General features: G+C 65.3%; 20 protein-coding genes. 5 read left to right on the top strand and 15 right to left on the bottom strand.

The features are described 5' to 3' along the window. Nucleotides 1–26: 26 nt before the first annotated feature. From CWT10_RS00700 to CWT10_RS00655, 10 genes are all read right to left on the bottom strand, one after another. Nucleotides 27–536, bottom strand: coding sequence for a DNA/RNA non-specific endonuclease (locus tag CWT10_RS00700; RefSeq protein ID WP_128683183.1), 510 nt, complete (start codon nt 534–536; stop codon nt 27–29). Nucleotides 537–644: 108 nt separating this feature from the next. Further along, nucleotides 645–1,163 (bottom strand): hypothetical protein, encoded by a 519-nt coding sequence (locus tag CWT10_RS00695; RefSeq protein WP_128683182.1) that lies wholly within the window; start codon nt 1,161–1,163, stop codon nt 645–647. A 116-nt stretch (nt 1,164–1,279) separates the two neighbouring features. Then, nucleotides 1,280–1,711, bottom strand: a complete 432-nt coding sequence (locus CWT10_RS00690) for a DNA/RNA non-specific endonuclease (protein ID WP_103062878.1) — start codon at nt 1,709–1,711, stop codon at nt 1,280–1,282. Between the two features lie 48 nt (nt 1,712–1,759). Continuing rightward, a complete protein-coding gene (locus CWT10_RS00685; protein WP_128683181.1) occupies nt 1,760–2,278 on the bottom strand; it encodes a hypothetical protein in 519 nt (172 codons plus the stop codon). A gap of 33 nt (nt 2,279–2,311) precedes the next feature. After that, nucleotides 2,312–2,833, bottom strand: coding sequence for a DNA/RNA non-specific endonuclease (locus CWT10_RS00680; protein WP_128683180.1), 522 nt, complete (start codon nt 2,831–2,833; stop codon nt 2,312–2,314). Between the two features lie 116 nt (nt 2,834–2,949). After that, nucleotides 2,950–3,441, bottom strand: coding sequence for a hypothetical protein (locus CWT10_RS17185; RefSeq protein WP_233188037.1), 492 nt, complete (start codon nt 3,439–3,441; stop codon nt 2,950–2,952). Nucleotides 3,442–3,488: 47 nt separating this feature from the next. After that, nucleotides 3,489–5,909: a DNA/RNA non-specific endonuclease gene (locus CWT10_RS00670; protein ID WP_128683179.1), complete on the bottom strand. Its 2,421-nt coding sequence runs from the start codon at nt 5,907–5,909 to the stop codon at nt 3,489–3,491. A gap of 25 nt (nt 5,910–5,934) precedes the next feature. Continuing rightward, on the bottom strand, nt 5,935–6,306 hold the full coding sequence (locus CWT10_RS00665) for a DUF6507 family protein (RefSeq protein ID WP_128683178.1): 372 nt from the start codon (nt 6,304–6,306) through the stop codon (nt 5,935–5,937). A gap of 5 nt (nt 6,307–6,311) precedes the next feature. Beyond that, nucleotides 6,312–6,623, bottom strand: coding sequence for a pore-forming ESAT-6 family protein (locus CWT10_RS00660; protein ID WP_103062244.1), 312 nt, complete (start codon nt 6,621–6,623; stop codon nt 6,312–6,314). 111 nt (nt 6,624–6,734) lie between these two features. Further along, complete coding sequence (locus CWT10_RS00655) at nt 6,735–7,070, bottom strand: hypothetical protein (RefSeq protein ID WP_103062245.1); 336 nt, start codon at nt 7,068–7,070, stop codon at nt 6,735–6,737. A 258-nt stretch (nt 7,071–7,328) separates the two neighbouring features. Here CWT10_RS00655 and CWT10_RS00650 point away from each other — a divergent pair, with 258 nt between their 5' ends. The 5 genes from CWT10_RS00650 (at nt 7,329) to CWT10_RS00630 (ending at nt 10,911) form a co-directional block, all read left to right on the top strand. After that, the gene (locus CWT10_RS00650) at nt 7,329–8,405 is read left to right on the top strand and encodes a DUF6177 family protein (RefSeq protein WP_103062246.1); all 1,077 of its coding nucleotides are present in this window, start codon (nt 7,329–7,331) and stop codon (nt 8,403–8,405) included. A 2-nt stretch (nt 8,406–8,407) separates the two neighbouring features. Further along, nucleotides 8,408–8,881, top strand: coding sequence for a hypothetical protein (locus CWT10_RS00645; RefSeq protein ID WP_103062247.1), 474 nt, complete (start codon nt 8,408–8,410; stop codon nt 8,879–8,881). A 67-nt stretch (nt 8,882–8,948) separates the two neighbouring features. Then, the gene (locus CWT10_RS00640; protein ID WP_103062248.1) at nt 8,949–9,575 is read left to right on the top strand and encodes a LytR C-terminal domain-containing protein; all 627 of its coding nucleotides are present in this window, start codon (nt 8,949–8,951) and stop codon (nt 9,573–9,575) included. A 117-nt stretch (nt 9,576–9,692) separates the two neighbouring features. Next, nucleotides 9,693–10,040: a DUF4190 domain-containing protein gene (locus tag CWT10_RS00635; protein ID WP_103062249.1), complete on the top strand. Its 348-nt coding sequence runs from the start codon at nt 9,693–9,695 to the stop codon at nt 10,038–10,040. A 133-nt stretch (nt 10,041–10,173) separates the two neighbouring features. Further along, on the top strand, nt 10,174–10,911 hold the full coding sequence (locus tag CWT10_RS00630) for a glutamine amidotransferase-related protein (protein WP_103062250.1): 738 nt from the start codon (nt 10,174–10,176) through the stop codon (nt 10,909–10,911). A gap of 60 nt (nt 10,912–10,971) precedes the next feature. Here CWT10_RS00630 and CWT10_RS00625 read toward each other — a convergent pair whose 3' ends face one another. From CWT10_RS00625 to CWT10_RS00605, 5 genes are all read right to left on the bottom strand, one after another. Further along, the gene (locus tag CWT10_RS00625; RefSeq protein WP_103062251.1) at nt 10,972–11,658 is read right to left on the bottom strand and encodes an NAD(P)H-binding protein; all 687 of its coding nucleotides are present in this window, start codon (nt 11,656–11,658) and stop codon (nt 10,972–10,974) included. Nucleotides 11,659–11,826: 168 nt separating this feature from the next. Next, nucleotides 11,827–12,558 (bottom strand): glutamine amidotransferase, encoded by a 732-nt coding sequence (locus CWT10_RS00620; RefSeq protein WP_103062252.1) that lies wholly within the window; start codon nt 12,556–12,558, stop codon nt 11,827–11,829. A gap of 39 nt (nt 12,559–12,597) precedes the next feature. Beyond that, nucleotides 12,598–13,413 (bottom strand): phosphorylase family protein, encoded by an 816-nt coding sequence (locus CWT10_RS00615; RefSeq protein WP_103062253.1) that lies wholly within the window; start codon nt 13,411–13,413, stop codon nt 12,598–12,600. 418 nt (nt 13,414–13,831) lie between these two features. After that, the gene (gene recR, locus CWT10_RS00610; protein ID WP_103062254.1) at nt 13,832–14,446 is read right to left on the bottom strand and encodes a recombination mediator RecR; all 615 of its coding nucleotides are present in this window, start codon (nt 14,444–14,446) and stop codon (nt 13,832–13,834) included. A 2-nt stretch (nt 14,447–14,448) separates the two neighbouring features. After that, on the bottom strand, nt 14,449–17,412 hold the full coding sequence (locus tag CWT10_RS00605) for a DNA polymerase III subunit gamma and tau (protein ID WP_103062255.1): 2,964 nt from the start codon (nt 17,410–17,412) through the stop codon (nt 14,449–14,451). Nucleotides 17,413–17,425 lie beyond the last annotated feature (13 nt).

Genomic DNA, 17,425 nt, shown 5'->3' with positions numbered 1-17,425 from the left:
TTTCTACGCACATCACCGGTCCACCACTACCTGTTGATGAACGGCCGACTCCTTGTCACACCATGCTCATCCACCCTACGAACCGTGAACTTCATTGGCACTCTGTCTGTTGGGTTCACGTCCCCCAACCTGGTCACTGAGTCAGCGTTCGTCGGCGGACCGTCGTACTCGATAGTAATGTCAATGCTACGATGCCCGCCCGGATTCTTGACAATCTCCTTCTCCAACTCGTAGAAGCTGCCCGGATGATTACCGTTCACCGACTCCGCCATCGGCACCACGTTAATGTCCTCCGGCGGACCCCCGTACTCCGCTCCAGCCATGTGACCACCCTGATAACCACCACCAAGGCCATCCCCGTAGTGGCCGATGCGCTTCTGCGCAGAGTCAGACCGATATCGCAAGTCCTTGTCGACAAGGTCCAGACGATCCTCCTGAAGACGCACCGTACGACCCCACTCATCAGTCGTGTAATGGAACTTTCCATCCACCGTATACGTCGCATTCGGCAGAGGATCCTTCAAATCCGGATTCATCGTAGTACTGCTTCTACCCAACCACGTCTGCCGCTCCACCGCCGAGTCCGCCTCCACATGCACAATCTCCCCGGCATCAGACGAATCCCCCGCACCCGCAGAACCTACTCAGTCACCACCGCGCTCCTGCTCACGCTCACGACGACGAGCCTCACGACGACGAGCATTACGCTCACGCCGCTTCAACTCAGCCTCATACCCCCTACGCAGCCAATCCGGAACAAACTCATCATCACGCGGATACCGCTCCAACTCACTCCAACAATCACCCGGCCCCGGACGCACATCACCAGAAGCACGACTGAAAACCGGCTCACGCATCCAATCACACTCCTGATGCAACACCCCATCAGACGCATCCATCCACAACCGACACCACGTCCACGCACCACGACCAGGAATAACCTGCGCACGACGAAGCTCATCGAACGGCAGTCGTATGCCGTAAGGCGGTATGACTCTACCCGTCACACCGTCGATAGTCAGCTGCGGATCAAACTGATCATACCTGCCGATGTTGTTGATAGTTATTTCGATACGGTTTGCGCCCTCCTGGAGAATCCAACCCCTTATAGACTCTTCAGTTTCTCGAATGAGCTTGTCTGCGGACTGCAGTTCTCCAGACACGCTAGTCATCTCCTTTGTTTTCCTTCACCGATTTCTAAACGTCTCCGGAGTCCTTGCCACCCCGTTGGCGTCCTGCGAGAGCACTCTCCACCGCGTCGGTACTCTGTCGGTGGGGTTCACGTCCCCAGCCTAGTCACAGAATCCGCGTTGGCGGGCGGACCGTCGTACTCGATACGTATGTCGATATTGCGATAGGCGTCGGGATTCTTCGCTATTTCATCCTCCAACGCCTTGAAGCTCTCAGCATAAGTGTCGCTGATACCCCGGTTCCTTTCTTCCAGCATCGGCACCACGTTAATGTCCTCCGGCGGACCCCCGTACTCCGCTCCGGCCAAGTGACCACCATCATAACCACCACCAAGACCGTCACCGTAATGGCCGATGCGCTTCTGCGCAGACTCAGACCGATACCGTTCACCCTCGGGCACCACATCCAGACGATCCACCTGAAGTCGCACCGTACGAACCCACTCATCAGTCGTGTAGTGGAACTTCCGATCCACCGCATACGTCGCATTCGGCAACGGATCCCTCAAATCCGGGCACATCGCGACACCGCCCCAGGCTCACCCAGGACGACGCAAAGCAGCACAGGCTCAGTCGCCGCGCTCCTGCTCACGCTTACGACGACGCGCCTCACGACGACGAGCATTACGCTCACGCCGCTTCAACTCCGCCTCATACCCCCTACGCAACCAATCCGGAATAAACTCATCATCACGCGGATACCGCTCCAACTCACTCCAACAATCACCCGGCCCCGGACGCACATCACCAGAAGCACGACTGAAAACCGGCTCACGCATCCAATCACACTCCTGATGCAACACCCCATCAGACGCATCCATCCACAACCGACACCACGTCCACGCACCCCAACCAGGCAACACCTGCGCAGCACGCAAACGATCCATTAGTCGCGTTACCTCATAATCGACATCCGCAGAGTCCCTCACACCATCAATCACCACCCAAGAAACAAGGTGCTGCACCCGGCCGATACCTACGATGTATGTGTCGACACGCTCTCCGCCAACCTCATTCAACCATGCATGAAGAAGATCCTCAATTGTGCGACGGAGATCATCCCATGTTAATTCCTCCACCGTGCTCACACTCTTTTCTGTACCGTCGCAATCATGTGCTAGCTATCTGTTTCCAAATGGTTCTCTGTGCACAACACCGCCCTCGTCAACCCACTTGACAACGAACTCAGTTGGCACTCTGTCTGTTGGGCTGACATCACCGAGACGAGTGACGGAGTCCGCGTTCGCCGGAGGACCGTCATATTCAATAGTAATGTCAATGCTCCAGTAGGCGTCCGGATTCTTCGCAATGTCATCCTCCAGCGCCTTGAAACTTTCAGCATAGGTGTTGCCGATACCCCGATTCCTTTCCTTCAGCATCGGCACCACGTTAATGTCCTCCGGCGGACCCCCGTACTCCGCTCCAGCCATGTGACCACCCTGATAACCACCACCAAGACCGTCACCGTAATGGCCGATGCGCTTCTGCGCAGACTCAGACCGATACCGTTCACCCTCGGGCACCACATCCAGACGATCCACCTGAAAACGCACCGTACGACCCCACTCATCAGTCGTGTAATGGAACTTACCATCCACCGTATACGTCGCATTCGGCAGAGGATCCTTCAAATCCGGATTCATCGTAGTACTGCTTCTACCCAGCCACGTCTGCCGCTCCACCGCCGAATCCGCCTCCACATGCACAATCTCACCGGCATCAGGCGAATCCCCCGCACCCGCAGAACACACTCAATCGGTCAGTCACCACCGCGCTCCTGCTCACGCTTACGACGACGAGCCTCACGCCTGCGAGCATTACGCTCCTTACGCTTCTCATACGCCGCAGCACGCTCAGCCAACCACCCCGGAACAAACTCAGGATCACGCGGAAACCGATCCAACTCAATCGCATACTCACCAGCACCCGCCGGCACCGAACCAAAATCCGGCTCACGCATCCAATCACACTCCTGATGCAACACCCCATCAGACGCATCCATCCACAACCGACACCACGTCCACGCACCCCAACCAGGAACCACCTGCGCAGCACGCAAATGGTTCATATGACGGGTTACCTCGTAATCGATGTCCGCGGACTCCCTCACACCATCGATCACCACCCAAGAATTACGATGCTGCACCAGCCCTATTCCCACCATGTACGTGTCAACCCGCTCACCACCGACCCTCTTCAGCCAACCAGCAAGACCAACCTCAATCTCGCCGAGCATCTCCTCAGCAGACATCTCACTCCTCATGACGCCATCCTCCTCACAATACCCACGGCACAGCATCATTCACGGTTCACGAACGGCCGTTCCTGCACAACACCATTCTGGTCCACCCACTTAACAACAAACTCCGTCGGTACTCTGTCTGTTGGGTTCACGTCCCCCAACCTGGTCACTGAGTCAGCGTTCGTCGGCGGACCGTCGTACTCGATAGTAATGTCAATGCTACGATGCCCGTCCGGATTCTTGACAATCTCCTTCTCCAGCTCGTAGAAGCTACCCGGATGATTACCATTCACCGACTCTTTCATCGGCACCACGTTAATGTCCTCCGGCGGACCCCCGTACTCCGCTCCAGCCATGTGACCACCCTGATAACCACCACCAAGACCGTCACCGTAATGGCCGATGCGCTTCTGCGCAGACTCAGACCGATACCGTTCACCCTCGGGCACCACATCCAGACGATCCACCTGAAGACGCACCGTACGACCCCACTCATCAGTCGTGTAATGGAACTTACCATCCACCGTATACGTCGCATTCGGCAGAGGATCCTTCAAATCCGGATTCATCGTAGTACTGCTTCTACCCAGCCACGTCTGCCGCTCCACCGCCGAGTCCGCCTCCACATGCACGATCTCCCCGGCATCATTGGTGTAGTACTTCCCACGACCCTCCACCTCGTAGCAGGTATTCGGGTCCAAGTCCACACCCTTACCAAAGGGCTTAGTCGGCTTCGGAACCAACGGACTGTCAGCATCAACCTTAACCGTCTGCTCCGTGCTGGGACGATGCTCCTGGTTGAACGCATCCTTATCCGGATCATAGTCCGGCGTGCGCTGCTCGGTGTCGGGCGAGTCCTTGACCTCCGGCGAGCGCTCCCCATCCGACGCAACCCCATCCCCGTCCGGCGTGCGGCCGCCATCAGAAGCCGCATCACCGTCAGGCGTCCGACGCACCCCATCAGGCGCATCCGCATCGGGGGTGCGCCCGTCCGGATTCACATCCCCATCAGGACTCCTGCCACCGTCGGGCGTCGCATCGGCATCCGACCTACGGCCGCCCTCCGGCACGTCGCCCCCATCACGACCGCGGGCATGTGGCGCATCGGGCGCATCAGGAGCGGCGTCCACGTCCGGGGTACGCCGCGTGCCAGGCACGTCCACGTCGCTGCGCCCCAGATCAACCCCATCCACATCCGGAGTCCGGTTACTCCCATCACCGTGGGTACGTGGGCTCCGCACCCCACCATCAACATCCACACCCACATCAGGCAGACCAGTGCGAGCCTCAACATCAACACTCACATCAGCGACGCCATCCGCCCTACCCCTGCGGCCAGGCAAGTCAAGATCAGTAAAGTTCAAATCAACCTTACCCAGAACAACCTTAAGACCCCTGCCCAACGCCACATCAACCACCATGCCCAGCGGGTCCAGGTAGTTCAGCACCTTGCCCGCCACAGCAGCCCAACGCGCGGTCCTACCCACCTTGGAGGCTCCGGAGGTGACTTTAGTTGCTATTCCCAGACCGGGCAGCACGAACGAAGCGACATTTAACAACGCTCCGCCAAAAGCTCGGGCCGGGTCATCCGCCCACAGGTCCCAGCAGACAATGCCCTTACCGGTCTCCTTCCAGGCGTCGCCCAGCGTCTCCTTTCGCCAACCGTCATAGCTACCGTCCTCATTCCAGGTGAAGCCGAGCAGCATACTCATGCCTTTCCATGTGGACGCAGCGCGATCCCAGTCGTGGGTGAAGCCATCGCTACCCTCGAACTCTAACCCGCCCAGATTCAGCACGCCGTTGACCATGCCGCCCAGACCCTCACACACCAGGCCGTCGCACAGGAAGCGCTTAGTTGACACAGCAGCCTTCTTCGGGCAGGCGTCCTGACGATCCACCGGGCTGCCCCAGGGCAGGCCCTCGGTGTCATCGGGAATCTCCGAGTAGCCGTAACCGAGCTGGTCGTCATCCCCCGTGGGGTTGGCGTGGTAGCCCTCCAGGCCGTCCAGGGCGCGGATGTTGTTGGCGCAGGTCCTCTCCGCATCCCACATGTCCACCTGGATGGCGTTGGCGGTGGTGATCAGGCCGTTGTTCTCATTGACCAGATCCTGATCGTGGTCCCACTCCGGATTGTCCTTGATCTTGGCCTTGAAGGCGATGGCATCGTTCTTCAAGGTCTGCGCCCGCGCCTTGATACCGGACATCGAGTCCGCGAAGGTGCTCAGGTAGCCGGCCATGCTCTCCAGGGCGGTGGCCAGCGTGTCGGTGTCCGTCGCCACCGGATCCATGGCGGCATACAGGGTCTCCTGCTCCGGTGCCTTGTATACGTTCTGGATACCGGCCCACTTGGTCTTCACATCCGAACCGGTAGTACGCAGGTCACCGGCCTTCGCCTTCAGGTTCGTAGCCGTCGTGCTCAGCGACTCGACGTCGAAGCCCGCCGCGGGGATCTTCGTCTCATCAAAGGGGGTAGCCATAGGGTCAACTCACTACGTCGGGGTGTCACTTGGCCTTGCGCTGAAACTCCAGCGCGGCCGCCTCATCGTGCTGCTGGTAAGCGTTAACGGCGCTGACGGTGTTGTTCAGCACGTTGCTGATCGTCGTGGTGATGGACTCGAAGTCCGGCTTGTGCGTATCGAACCAGTCGATGATCGCGCTGGCCACAAGTGCCGACTGCATGAGCTCCTCCCCGTTGGAGTTCGTACCCATGCCGCTGGCATCGGTGCATGGCGTGATCGCGTTGTTCAGTTCAGTGCCGACGCCGTTGAGGGCAGTGGTGAAATCGCCCTCCTGGCCCGGGGTTGAGTCCACCAGCGCCTGCTCCTCCGCCAGCACCTGCGCCACGCCCTCGGGGTCAATATCCCACGATGACACCGCCGTCAACCGATCTCATCCACGGCCCGGCGGGCGCGCTGCAGGGCGGACTGGGCGCCCTCATCCGTGGTCTGCATCGACTGCCGCAGCGTGGCAATGATCCCCCGCACCTCACCGGCGGCATTCTTCCAGCGCAGCTCCTTGGCCTGGTACTCATCCGACACCCCGTCCGCCTGGTACTGGGCCATGGCGGCCTTGACGTCACTGTCACGCTGGTTGATCAGGCTCTCGAGCCGGGAGGCCACCCGCTCGAAGTTCGCCTGCACCTCCTGGGATGCGCCGACGTCGTAAGAACGCTTGTCGATCTGGTTGGCCATACTCGTCCCCTCCTTGAAGACATAACTGGTGTAATCGTGGAAGTCCTGCTAAACGCCGGTCGCCGCAGCGTTCACAGATGAACCTTGCGCGGCCGGCTCGATCCGGTCGGATCAGCGACCGGTGCTGAAGCGGGCGGAGTCGAAACTCACCGAGCCCTCAGCGGCACGCGTGGAGTCGACCATCTCCTGCTCACCCTGTATGAAGGCGGTGTCCATGCCGCTGATGCCGCCCAGCACCGCAGCCAGGGAGGCGTTGAGCTCCGCCGAGACCTCATCCGTGCGGGCCTTGAAGCCGTCGAAGGCGGCCCGCCCAGAGCCGTTGAAACGGCCCTCCAATGGCTCAGCCGCCGCCACCAGCTCCTTAACCAGCGCCCCTAGGTCCTCATTGGAGGAGGAGGTCTGCTTGGTAAGCGTCGTCAGCGTGGACGCGCCCATGTCGAACTTCATGTGTCATGCCCCTCAGGAAGGAATCTAATGCGAGTGTTACGCACCCCGGCATGGTGACGAATCGGGACCGCCGGTGCCACGAAACGACTTCACGGCGTAGTCTTGCATCACGCACGCAGTCACGCAAGCGTCACGCCACCGCGAGTCGGCCAGCCCCTGCGAGCCGTAGCGGGTCGCCCGCAGTTCGGTCCGGCAGATGCGTCCGACTCCGGCGGCACACTCTTGACAGCCCAACCCGTAAAGGAGCCCATCCCGCCCATGCCCAGCGGAACGTTCACCCTGCCCGGCAGGCAGCAGCCTGAGCGCCCGACCTTCAAGATGACCCACCCCATGCTCGACGCCCAGATCGGCGCCCGGGCCAGGATCACGGTGCTCCCCGGCCCCGTCGCCGCCCTGACCGAGCCGCTGGCCGACCTGCTGCACCGCGCCGCGGGAAGCTCCCAACACACCATCCTGGTGGTCCCCGAGCACAGCACCGTCACCCCCGCCTTCGACCGCCTCACTGACGCCACCGGCACCATAGTGCTCGTCGAGGAGGATGAGGCCTACCGGGAGCTGCGCTCCGGCCGTCTGGTCCCGCAACTATCCCAGACCCTCGAGGTCCTTGCTGACCCGAAGCTGAAGATCTCCCCGCGGCACATGGTGCAAAGGGATGTGTTCCCAATCCTGACCGTCTCCATCTCCGCCTACCACCCGGCCCGGAGGACCACGCAGCTGGGCAAAATGGTCGAACTGGTCGCCGAGATTCTGCTTCCCGGCGCCGAACTGTCCTGGGGCGGTTACGAGCCCGCCGGCGCATTCTGGGACCGCGACGCCCTGACCGACTTCTGCCGCAAGCACATGCCCACCGTCCACCTGGTGGTGGCCGGCTATGGTCCCGGCGGCATGTTCACCGGAACCCTCAGCGTCTCCCGCACTGACAACGGCCTAGAGGAGTATGCGGAGCTCAACCTGGCCGGTGGCGCACCAGCAACCGAGTACCGCGACCTGGCCATGGCGGTATTCCGGGACCTGTCAACCGAGACCAAACCCCAGTTCGCCCTGGCCATGCGCACCTACGCGCGCCGGGACGCCTCCCTGCCGGTCACTATGCGGCGCCCGCCCACTCCCCTGGCCGTGCTGATCGGCGCTCCGGGCGTCCGCCGGCTCGGCGTCGATGCCGCAAAGGTGGCCTCCGCCCACGGCGGCGAGGCCACCGGTTACGGGCGGCGCCGCGGCCTGCTGGTGCCGCTCGAATCCAATTTCGACGCCGACTGGGAGCCTCTGCTGGACCTAATACACACCCTGGACGGGGGCACGGGGAACGTGCGCCGCGCCCTGGGAGCAAGGAGTTAGCCGTGCCCCGCATAATCACCGCCGTCACCCAGGAGGTTCCGGAGGTCATTGACGTGGTCAGCCTGGCACTTGTCCGCGATATCACCGCCACCTACACGCCCACCGCAGACGACTCCGGGGTAGCCATCTTCACCGATTTCTCCGATCGGCGCCCCAGCCTGCAGATCGTACGGCCGACCCTGGTAGCCGACGCACGCGAACTCACCCGCGTGCTGCAAGTGGCCTTCCCGCTGGAGTGGGAGCCGCCGTACGTGGTCAACCAGTTCCTAGTGCCGTGGGAGGAGCGCTGCGACGTGTTCACGCAGGTGCCCATCGACGTCGGCATCATGTTCCAGGGCATGGCCGTCAGCGAGGGGCGGATCCTGCCCGTGCCGGAGCCGTGGTGGTGGCGGGTCAACAGCGAGGGCCGGTGGCGTCCCACCCGCGCTGCGCAGGAGCAGTGGCGGCGAGCGACCATCGACATCCCCGGTCGCTGATCCCCCGACACCGCATCCCGTCCCCTCCCGGTCCCCGCAAATCCCGGCCGTCCACTACTCTGAGGACGTGAGTTCTTCCCCCGACCCCTACGCCGAGTACCGGCGCCGCCTCAAGCGCCGGCAGACAATCGTGATCGGTGGCACGCTGACGGTCATGGCCGCGGTGACGGCCGTCTGCCTGATGATGTGGAGCGGGATGCTGCCGACCATCTACGATCCGGGCTTTTCCGCCGCGGAGGATGATACGCAGACCTTGACTCAGCCCTGCCCGCCAAACGACGCCACCACGGTGGAGATCTCCTCCATCCCGGTCAATGTCTACAACGGCACCGACACCACGGGGCTGGCCGGCGGCGTCGCCGACACGCTCGGGGAGGCCGGCCTGAGCGTCAACAACACGGCCGACTGGCCCATGGGCGACTATTCCGGTGAGGTGCAACTGACCACATCCCCCGCCGGACTAACCAACGCCTACACGCTCAAGCAGGTATTCACCGGCTCCGTAATCGTGCAGATCGATGAGAATCAGGCCGCCGATGACCAAACGGTCAGCGTGGTGCTGGGCGACCAGTACTCCACCGGCATCCTGTCCACGGAGGAGATAGGCCAACTCAAAACCGGTCAGGTGATCTCCGCGCCCTCCGGCTGCGTGTCCGCCGTCGCCACGCCTGCGGCCCCCGAGGCCGCCGACTGACCGCGGCTCGGCGCCAAGAACTCCGGGAGACGTAATCGTGCACCGGCGCACCACCTCCCGTGAGGTGGCGGAAGATCATACAACCACCTCACACCGGATCCGTGGCACGATGGCACCATGAGCCAGGAGCAGCCCGACGTCGTCGACCCCACCCGGATCGTCCCGGCCGGTTTCGTCTTCCCGGGCACCGAACAGCTCGATTCGTATGAGATCTTCGCCGGCCCCGGCTACCAGGCTCCCCGTCATCACACCGAACCCAGCGCCGTCGCCGCCGTGGTATGCGCCATCCTCAGTCTCATCCCGGTTCTGGGCCTGTTCGCATTCGGGCTGGGCTGTCTGGCGCTGCAACGTCTGCGTGGCAGCTATAACGGCGGACACGGCCAGGCCTGGTTCGCCATCATCGTCGGCGGGGCCGCCACCATCGGCTGGCTATGGCTGTGGTGGATGATCACGTTGACGCCCTGACCCCCCACGCCGCCCTCGGGAATTATTCGGCAAGACACGGCCCACGAAGGCTTCGGCGCACCCTCATCGGCGGGTGGGGCGGCCCACCCGCTCGTGCTGCACCCGACGGCGATGAAACCCGTAAGGTAATCGCGTGAAGCCTTTCATCATGGTCTCGACGCGTCCCGAGCTGGAAGCCGCGCAGAGCGAATACGACTCCTTCCTGGCCCAGGGCGGGCTAGAACCGCAGTACCTCCAGCACATCCTCCTGGAGGAGGTCGACTACTCCGACGCCTTCTCCGCACAGGACGTCTCCGGGGTGTTCATCGGCGGCAGCCCCTACGACACCTCGACGCCGGAGTCAGCCAAGACTCGCACCCAGCTGCGGGTGGAGGAGCAGGTGCGTGAACTGCTCGCCCTCTCACTCAAAGGCGGTGTGCCCGTGCTGGCCACCGGTTTCGGGCTGGAGGTACTCGCCGGTTACCTCGGCACCCCGTCCTCCCGGGAGTTCGGCGAACAGCTGGGCACAACCGACGTCTACCTCACCGCCGAGGGCCGCCAGGACCCGCTGCTGGCTGGTATGCCGCAGACCTTTAGCGCCTTCGTCGGCCACCATGAGGGCGCCGTGGACGTGCCGCAGCACGCCACACTGCTGGCCAGCTCCGCGGACTGCCCGGTACAGATGATCCGGGTCGGCAAGAGCGTCTACGGTACCCAGTTCAATCCCGAACTCGATGCCGAACGCTTCGCCCAGCGCGTCTCGGTCTACTCCGATGCCGGCTACGGGGATCCTGGCCTGGTGGACAACATCCTGGCCGAGGCGCGTAGCTCGCAGGAACATGTGGCGGGCCGGGTCATCCGCAACTTTGTGACCCACTTCAGCCGCGAATGATTCAACCGCCTCCCGCCGGCCTCGACACGGCGGGAGGCGGCTTTCAGTCGGGCGGCCCGGTCAGGAGTCCAGGTCGGCGTACTCGTCCGGGACGTCGGCGATCGCCTCGGCGATGGGCGTATGACCGTCGCGGAAGGGGATCACCTTCCCGGTACTGGCAGGATCCACCAGTACCGCTGCGATGACGGCCGCGACATTGGCTCGTGAAGTGGGCGCCTGCGCCTCGCCGTCGAAACGGCCGACGTCGATGCGGCCGGTCGGCTCATCCAGGGTCAGCAGCCCGGGGCCGAGGATCGTCCAGTCCAGATCCGAGGCCACCAGATGGCGGTCGGCAGCAAGCTTGGCCAGCGCATAGGTGCGCAGCGGGTGATCGGCCGGAACCGGGTCCGCACCGTGCGAACCGGCGAAGGAGACCATCACGTAACGGGACACGCAGGCCGCCCGGGCGGCCTCCATAGACCGGATCGCGGCCTCACGATCAACCGCCTCGGTGCGCTGCGGCCCGCCCTTTCCACCGGCCCCGGCCGACCAGACGACGGCGTCCGCCCCATCGAAGGCGGCCGCCAGTTCCTGCTCGCTGGCCTCCTCGACGGATACGACCAAGGCGGTGGCGCCAGTGGCCTCCACATCCTCGGCCTGGGCGGGGTCGCGAATAAGGGAGACGACGTCGTCGCCGCGCTGTACCAGGAGCGGGGCGAGCAGCAGGGCGACCTTGCCGTGGCCACCTACGATCACGATGCGGGACATGTTCGAACCTTCTTCCGTGCGCCAAGGCCGCACCGTGCGCGACCATTCGCACCTGGGTTGTCCGTGAACCCTCATTCACGGGTTGCTGTCATCCTGACACCGTGCCATCGCCGTGTCCATGGCCCAACCCGCCCATCCTTCGGTTACGCCCCGGCCGAACAGGATGGTTCAGCGGGAATAGCGAGTCACAAAGTTGGACAGCACCTTCCAGGAATCCGAGACGTCCTGACGGCGCACCTCCTGTTGGATCTGGGGCAGGCGGTCGTCGTCGAAATAGCCGTGGCCGGCGTAGAAGGCCAGGCGATGAGCCAGATAGTCGCCGTCCAGTTCGGGGTGGAACTGGGTGGCGTACAGGTTGCTGCGCACCCGCAGGATCTGCACGGGGCACGTCGCCGAGGAGGCCAGCACGACCCCGCCGGCGGGTGGGGCGGCAACAGCCTCGGTGTGAGCGACGAAGGCCTGAAAAGACGTGGGCATGCCCTCCATCAGAGGATCGGTGCGGCCCGCCCGGGTCAGTTCCACCTGCGGGTAGGACACCTCCTCGCTGTAGGTGCCGTCTACCACACCGCCCTCGTGCCTGGTGAGCAGGCCCAGGCCATAGCACGCACCCATGAAGGGGAAGTCGGCCTCCAGCAGACGCGTGATGAGTGCGTCTAGTTCGCCCTCGACGCGCAGCTGCACCCGACTCTTGTCCTCCTGTGGGGTGGAGGTGTTGAAGGGCGAGCCGCCGACGATGATGCCCGACCAGTCCTCCAGGTCGATCTCCGGCATGGGCTCGGCCTCGAGACGGTGGCGGATCAGGCTGGACTCGTTCAGTCCGGTGCGCAGCAGGAAGGCCTCGTACTCAGCGTCGGCGGGCTCGTCGTCGGCGCGGGCGGCCAGCATGAGGAAGGGTTTCACGGGGCTGAGACTAGATGATTGACGCCGTGCGCGGCTTGCTCAGTCCAGGGCGTCGATAACCTTTTCCACTGCGGCGAGGACCACATCGGGGGCGGGCGCCTGCTGGAAATCGGTTGTCGGCGGCGCGACGGCACGGCGGCCCCCGCCGCGACTTTCGGTTCCCGCCACCGCATCCACATATGCCAATGCGGTCACGCGCACTCCACGCGACGCCAGGGCCATAGCCTCGGCGACCGTGTCGGTGACTACGGCGTCGGCGCCCAGGGCGGCCAGGACGCGGGCCTCGGTCGGGCTCGGGCGCACCGGCCCCGGGGTGAGGGCGACGACGGCGGAGGCACGTACGCCGTCGAGTCCCGACAGCTCGGCGAGAAGATCCTGGTCCCAGGCGGCTTCCACCGGTCCGGTAGCAGGGAACAGGGCCGCACCGGTCAGACTCATATGGTCGCTGATAGTGAGGAAGTCCCCGGGAACAAAGCCGCCGAGGCCGGCGGCTCGGGTGATGAGGATGGCGGCGCGCACCCCGGCGCCGGGGGCGATGCGTGCCAGGGCGGTGGTGCGACGGGCGGACTTACCCTCGAACAGGCTGGTGCGGCCGCGCGCCACGAGCACGCCGACGCCGTCGCGGTCATAGGAGCACAGCGTGTCCTCCTGACCGATGCCGGCGGGCGCGGACACTCCGGGGAGGAAGGATAGGCGCACGCGAGAGGTGGGCCGACCCCAGGACTCGTCCAGTTCGGTCAGCATCCCCGGCTCGGCGACCACCAGCAGATCGTGACGTGGCCGGCCGGTGGCCAGGACGATCGAGGCGCCATCGGGGTCCTCATCCCAAACTCCAGCTGTGGGCTGTGCGGCCACGTCTGCTCCCCTCTCAAGCGCGTCGTGCGTTCGTCCTCCCGGAGAGCCTACCCGGCCCGCTTGGAGCCCGTGTGCGCTCCGGGGATGAAAGTAGGCGGGCGGACACCACGGCTGGTAGCAAGCTGGTGGCAAGGAGCGCCGCCGCGCCGTACGCCGCTCGATCCGCCCACAGCCCCTACACGGGGCCTCCACGCCCCGCAGCACCAAATACACCCAGCCCCCGGCCCCGCCGACCGAATTCGATGGTTATATGGCTCTTCCGGTTTGGGGGTGTTGGCGGTGGTGGGTGCGGGTCCGGCCAGCTGCCGGCCGCGTACTTGGACCGCGTTCCTGCGCTTGGACCGCGCTTTTGCGGTTGGACCGTCTGAGAGTGCGTTTCAGGCGGTCCAACGGCAGCCAGGCGGTCCATGCACTACGCTCAGTTCTCCTCGTCTACGCGGCGACGCCCCTCGAAGGCGCGACCAAGGGTGACCTCATCGGCGTACTCCAGGTCGCTGCCAACGGGCAGGCCGGAGGCCAGTCGCGATACGGGCACGGCCATGGTGCGCAGCATGCGCGTCAGGTAGGCGGCGGTCGCCTCACCCACAACATCCGGATCGGTGGCCAGGATCACCTCCTCCACTTCACCGTCCCCCACCCGGGTGAACAGCTCGCGGATGCGCAGGTCGTCCGGCCCCACCCCGTTGATCGGGTCGATAGCGCCACCCAGCACGTGGTACAGCCCCCGGTATTCGCGGGTCCGCTCAATGGCTACCACATCCTTGGGTTCCTCCACCACGCACACGACGCTGCGGTCGCGACGCGGGTCACGGCAGACGGCGCACTGCTCGGACTCGGCCACGTTCCCGCAGGTGAGACAGAACCGCACCCGGGACTTAACGGCGCGTAGCGCCTCCACCAGCTGCTCAACGGAGTCGGCATCCGCTGACAGTATGTGAAAGGCTAGCCGCTGGGCGGATTTGGGGCCGATGCCGGGCAGTTCGCCGAACTGGTCGACCAGGTCCTGAAGTGCGCCTTCATAGGCAGCGGACAATGTCAGTGTCCTTCCTGGGTCACGGTGACTTCCTCCAGGACGGTGGCGCCCAGGAGACGTTTGACGACTTCGAGGCCGACAACGCCGGCCTCCTCGGCGTCTTCATCGTCCTCGCTGGGCAGGTCGTCCTCAAGAGCGGGACGTGCGGGCACGGGCGGGGCGTCATCGCTGTGGCTGCGGGCTGCACCGCGGGCCGCCGCCCTGGCGGCCGCCTGTGCGGCGGCCAGACGGCCGGATCCGGGCGGCCCGTCCTCCGACGGCCCTTCGGGATCACCGGGCTCCTCAGGCACAGGCACGCCGTCTGAAAAGGTCTGCTCCGGGCCGTCCCAGGCCACCGGGGACAGGCCATGTGGTCGGGAGCCCGGGTCCACGCCGACCGCCGTATCGGCGGATTCCGGCGAAACTCCAGATGACACTGTGGGTCCCTGGGCGGATTCGGCGGCGCCCAAGGAATTCGCCGTAGGCGGTGAAGCCGACGAAGACGTGGGGGTCTCAGGAAGAGGATGCAGCCGGTGCACGGTGGCCAGCGGAGCGGCATCGGGATCCTCACCCGGCTCGGCGCCGGGAACGGCGTCCACCGCCTGGGTACTCGTCGCCGCTGTTGCCGCAATATCCGACGCACCAGCCGTCGACGGTCGGTCGGGCGAGGGAGTTGCGGGCGCGCCTGCCCCGTCCGCCGCAGAGGCGCCGGTGGAATCGACGATGTTGCCCTCTGGGGTGCCCATCGGCGGGTCCTGCGACACCGGGTCCTGCGACCCGACAGTAGTGGAGGCGGGGGCCGCCAGTTCCTCGGCCCCCGGCGCCGACGGCGGTGCGGAAGGAGGAGTGCTTCGCGCCAGAGGGGCTGAACTGTGGGCCGAATCGATTATGTCGGGCGCCGGGGCGACGTCGACGGCCGCCGCCTGCTCGGTTCGGCGGTTACCGGGGACGGCGACCTCTCCCCAACCATCGTCACCGATGGAAACCGGCGCGGCTGAGGCCGGCACGGATCCGCCCACGGCGTCAGCACCGGCTTGAGTATCCTGCGAGACTCTCGGGCTTATGGGAACCTGGCCGCGGTCACCGCCCGCGTCCTCCACGTAACCGTGGGAGGGACCCGGCTCGGCGTTCACGCCCATCCCGGTGTGGGCACCGAAACCATCACGCCCGCCAGCGCTGCTACCACCGCGAGGTCCTGCCGACCCGCCAGGGCCGGCACCTGGGCCAGCAGGTCCACCGGGACCTCCCTGGGGACCGGAAAGCACCGCGTGCACCTCCACACTCAGGCCCAGCGCCTGATGGATGGCCTGGGCGAGAACCGGCCCATGCCCTCCGTTCTCGAAGGCGTTGACCAGGCCCTGACCGGTGAAGATGACCTGGAAGACGCCACCGTCCAGGCCGCCCGGCTGGGAGTTGGGTCCCACCAGGGCCCAAGTGGCCCGGCGCGAGCGCTTGGCGGCGTCGAGCACCTCCTGCCAGCGGGCACGAATCATTTCGGCGTCGGCGGCGCTGCCAGGCGGTGCCCCGGCGTCGGCGGCGCTGCCAGGCGGCACCGCAGAGGCGGACCGCGCCCCAGGTGGTGCCGCGGGGCCAGGTTGGGCGGGCGAAGCCGGGCGTCGCTCGGGCGCATCCGGCCTGGAGCCGCGCGCGGATGCGGCGGCATGGTCGGCGACCGGGGTCGCGGCGTGAGCGGCGGGCGAGTCCTGGGGGACGTTGGGTGCGACCGGGGCAGCGGCGACCGCCTCCGGTGCCGCAGCAGGCACGGTCGGGTGCGGCCGGGCCGGTGCTGCTGGCGTGGGCCGCGACGGCGTCGGGGCGGGCGCTCCAGCATTGGCGCGCGCCGGTCGGCCCGCCATCGCAGCGGGCTGCGACGCCGATGCCGCGGGTTCCGCAGGCAGCAGCAGGCGGGCCATGAGCAACTCCAGCTGCAGCCGGGGTGAGGTCGCGCCCACCATCTGGTCCAGGGCCTGGGCGGTTACATCCGCCGCCCGGGACAGCCCGGGGGCACCGATGGTGCGGGCCTGGGTCTGCATGCGGGAGAGCTCGTCGGCGGGCAGAGAACCGAGGGCAGGTCCGGCCTCACTGCCGGCCAGTGCGATCACCAGCAGGTCCCGCAGCCGTTGCAGCAGGTCCTCAACGAAGCGGCGTGGATCGTGCCCGGAGGTGACCACGCGGTCCACCACCCGGAACACACCCGCACCGTCAGCGGCGGCAACTGCGTCCACGCAGGAGTCCAGCAAAGTGGTGTCCGTGTAACCCAGGAGGGCGACTGCGCGCTGGTAGTCGACCTCGCCGTCGACGGCGCCGCCGATGAGCTGGTCCATCACCGACAGGGTGTCGCGCACGCTGCCGCCGCCGGCGCGCACCACCAGGGGGAATACACCCGGACCCACGCCGATGCTCTCCGCCTGGCACAGGCGACCCAAGTAGCCCTCCAGGATGTCCGGCGGAACCAGCCGGAAGGGATAGTGGTGGGTGCGGGAGCGGATGGTGCCGATGACCTTGTCCGGCTCGGTGGTAGCGAAGATGAACTTCACGTGCTCCGGCGGCTCCTCGACCAGTTTGAGCAGGGCGTTGAAGCCCTGTGGGGTGACCATGTGGGCCTCGTCGAGGATGAAGATCTTGTAGCGATCTCGGGCAGGGGCGAAGGAGGCTCGCTCGCGCAAGTCACGAGCGTCGTCGACGCCGTTGTGGCTGGCGGCGTCGATCTCGACGACGTCGAGCGAGCCCGTCCCGCCGGTGGCCAGGTCCCGGCAGGAGGGGCACTGCCCGCAGGGGGTGTTGGTGGGATACCGATCGCAGTTCAGGCAGCGCGCCAGGATGCGGGCGGAGGTGGTTTTGCCGCAGCCGCGCGGGCCAGAGAACAGGTAGGCGTGGGTGACGCGGTCGGCGCTCAGGGCCGCCATGAGCGGAGCAGTAACGTGCTCCTGCCCGATGACGTCCTGGAAGGTGTCGGGCCGGTAGCGGCGGTAGAGGGCGGTGGTCACGGTCCGACTCTAA

This window comes from Actinomyces qiguomingii (assembly GCF_004102025.1).
Classification (GTDB): domain Bacteria; phylum Actinomycetota; class Actinomycetes; order Actinomycetales; family Actinomycetaceae; genus Actinomyces; species Actinomyces qiguomingii.
This window is presented reverse-complemented; position numbering and strand designations above follow the sequence as displayed.

Excerpts from the sequence above, each read along its gene's own strand:
- CWT10_RS00650 (WP_103062246.1), top strand. The coding sequence starts at position 7,329 with ATGCCCAGCGGAACGTTCACCCTGCCCGGCAGGCAGCAGCCTGAGCGC.
- CWT10_RS00690 (WP_103062878.1), bottom strand. The coding sequence starts at position 1,711 with ATGTGCCCGGATTTGAGGGATCCGTTGCCGAATGCGACGTATGCGGTG.
- CWT10_RS00655 (WP_103062245.1), bottom strand. The coding sequence starts at position 7,070 with ATGAAGTTCGACATGGGCGCGTCCACGCTGACGACGCTTACCAAGCAG.
- CWT10_RS17185 (WP_233188037.1), bottom strand. The coding sequence starts at position 3,441 with ATGTCTGCTGAGGAGATGCTCGGCGAGATTGAGGTTGGTCTTGCTGGT.
- CWT10_RS00680 (WP_128683180.1), bottom strand. The coding sequence starts at position 2,833 with ATGAATCCGGATTTGAAGGATCCTCTGCCGAATGCGACGTATACGGTG.
- CWT10_RS00635 (WP_103062249.1), top strand. The coding sequence starts at position 9,693 with ATGAGCCAGGAGCAGCCCGACGTCGTCGACCCCACCCGGATCGTCCCG.
- CWT10_RS00625 (WP_103062251.1), bottom strand. The coding sequence starts at position 11,658 with ATGTCCCGCATCGTGATCGTAGGTGGCCACGGCAAGGTCGCCCTGCTG.
- CWT10_RS00670 (WP_128683179.1), bottom strand. The coding sequence starts at position 5,909 with ATGGCTACCCCCTTTGATGAGACGAAGATCCCCGCGGCGGGCTTCGAC.
- CWT10_RS00660 (WP_103062244.1), bottom strand. The coding sequence starts at position 6,623 with ATGGCCAACCAGATCGACAAGCGTTCTTACGACGTCGGCGCATCCCAG.
- CWT10_RS00700 (WP_128683183.1), bottom strand. The coding sequence starts at position 536 with ATGAATCCGGATTTGAAGGATCCTCTGCCGAATGCGACGTATACGGTG.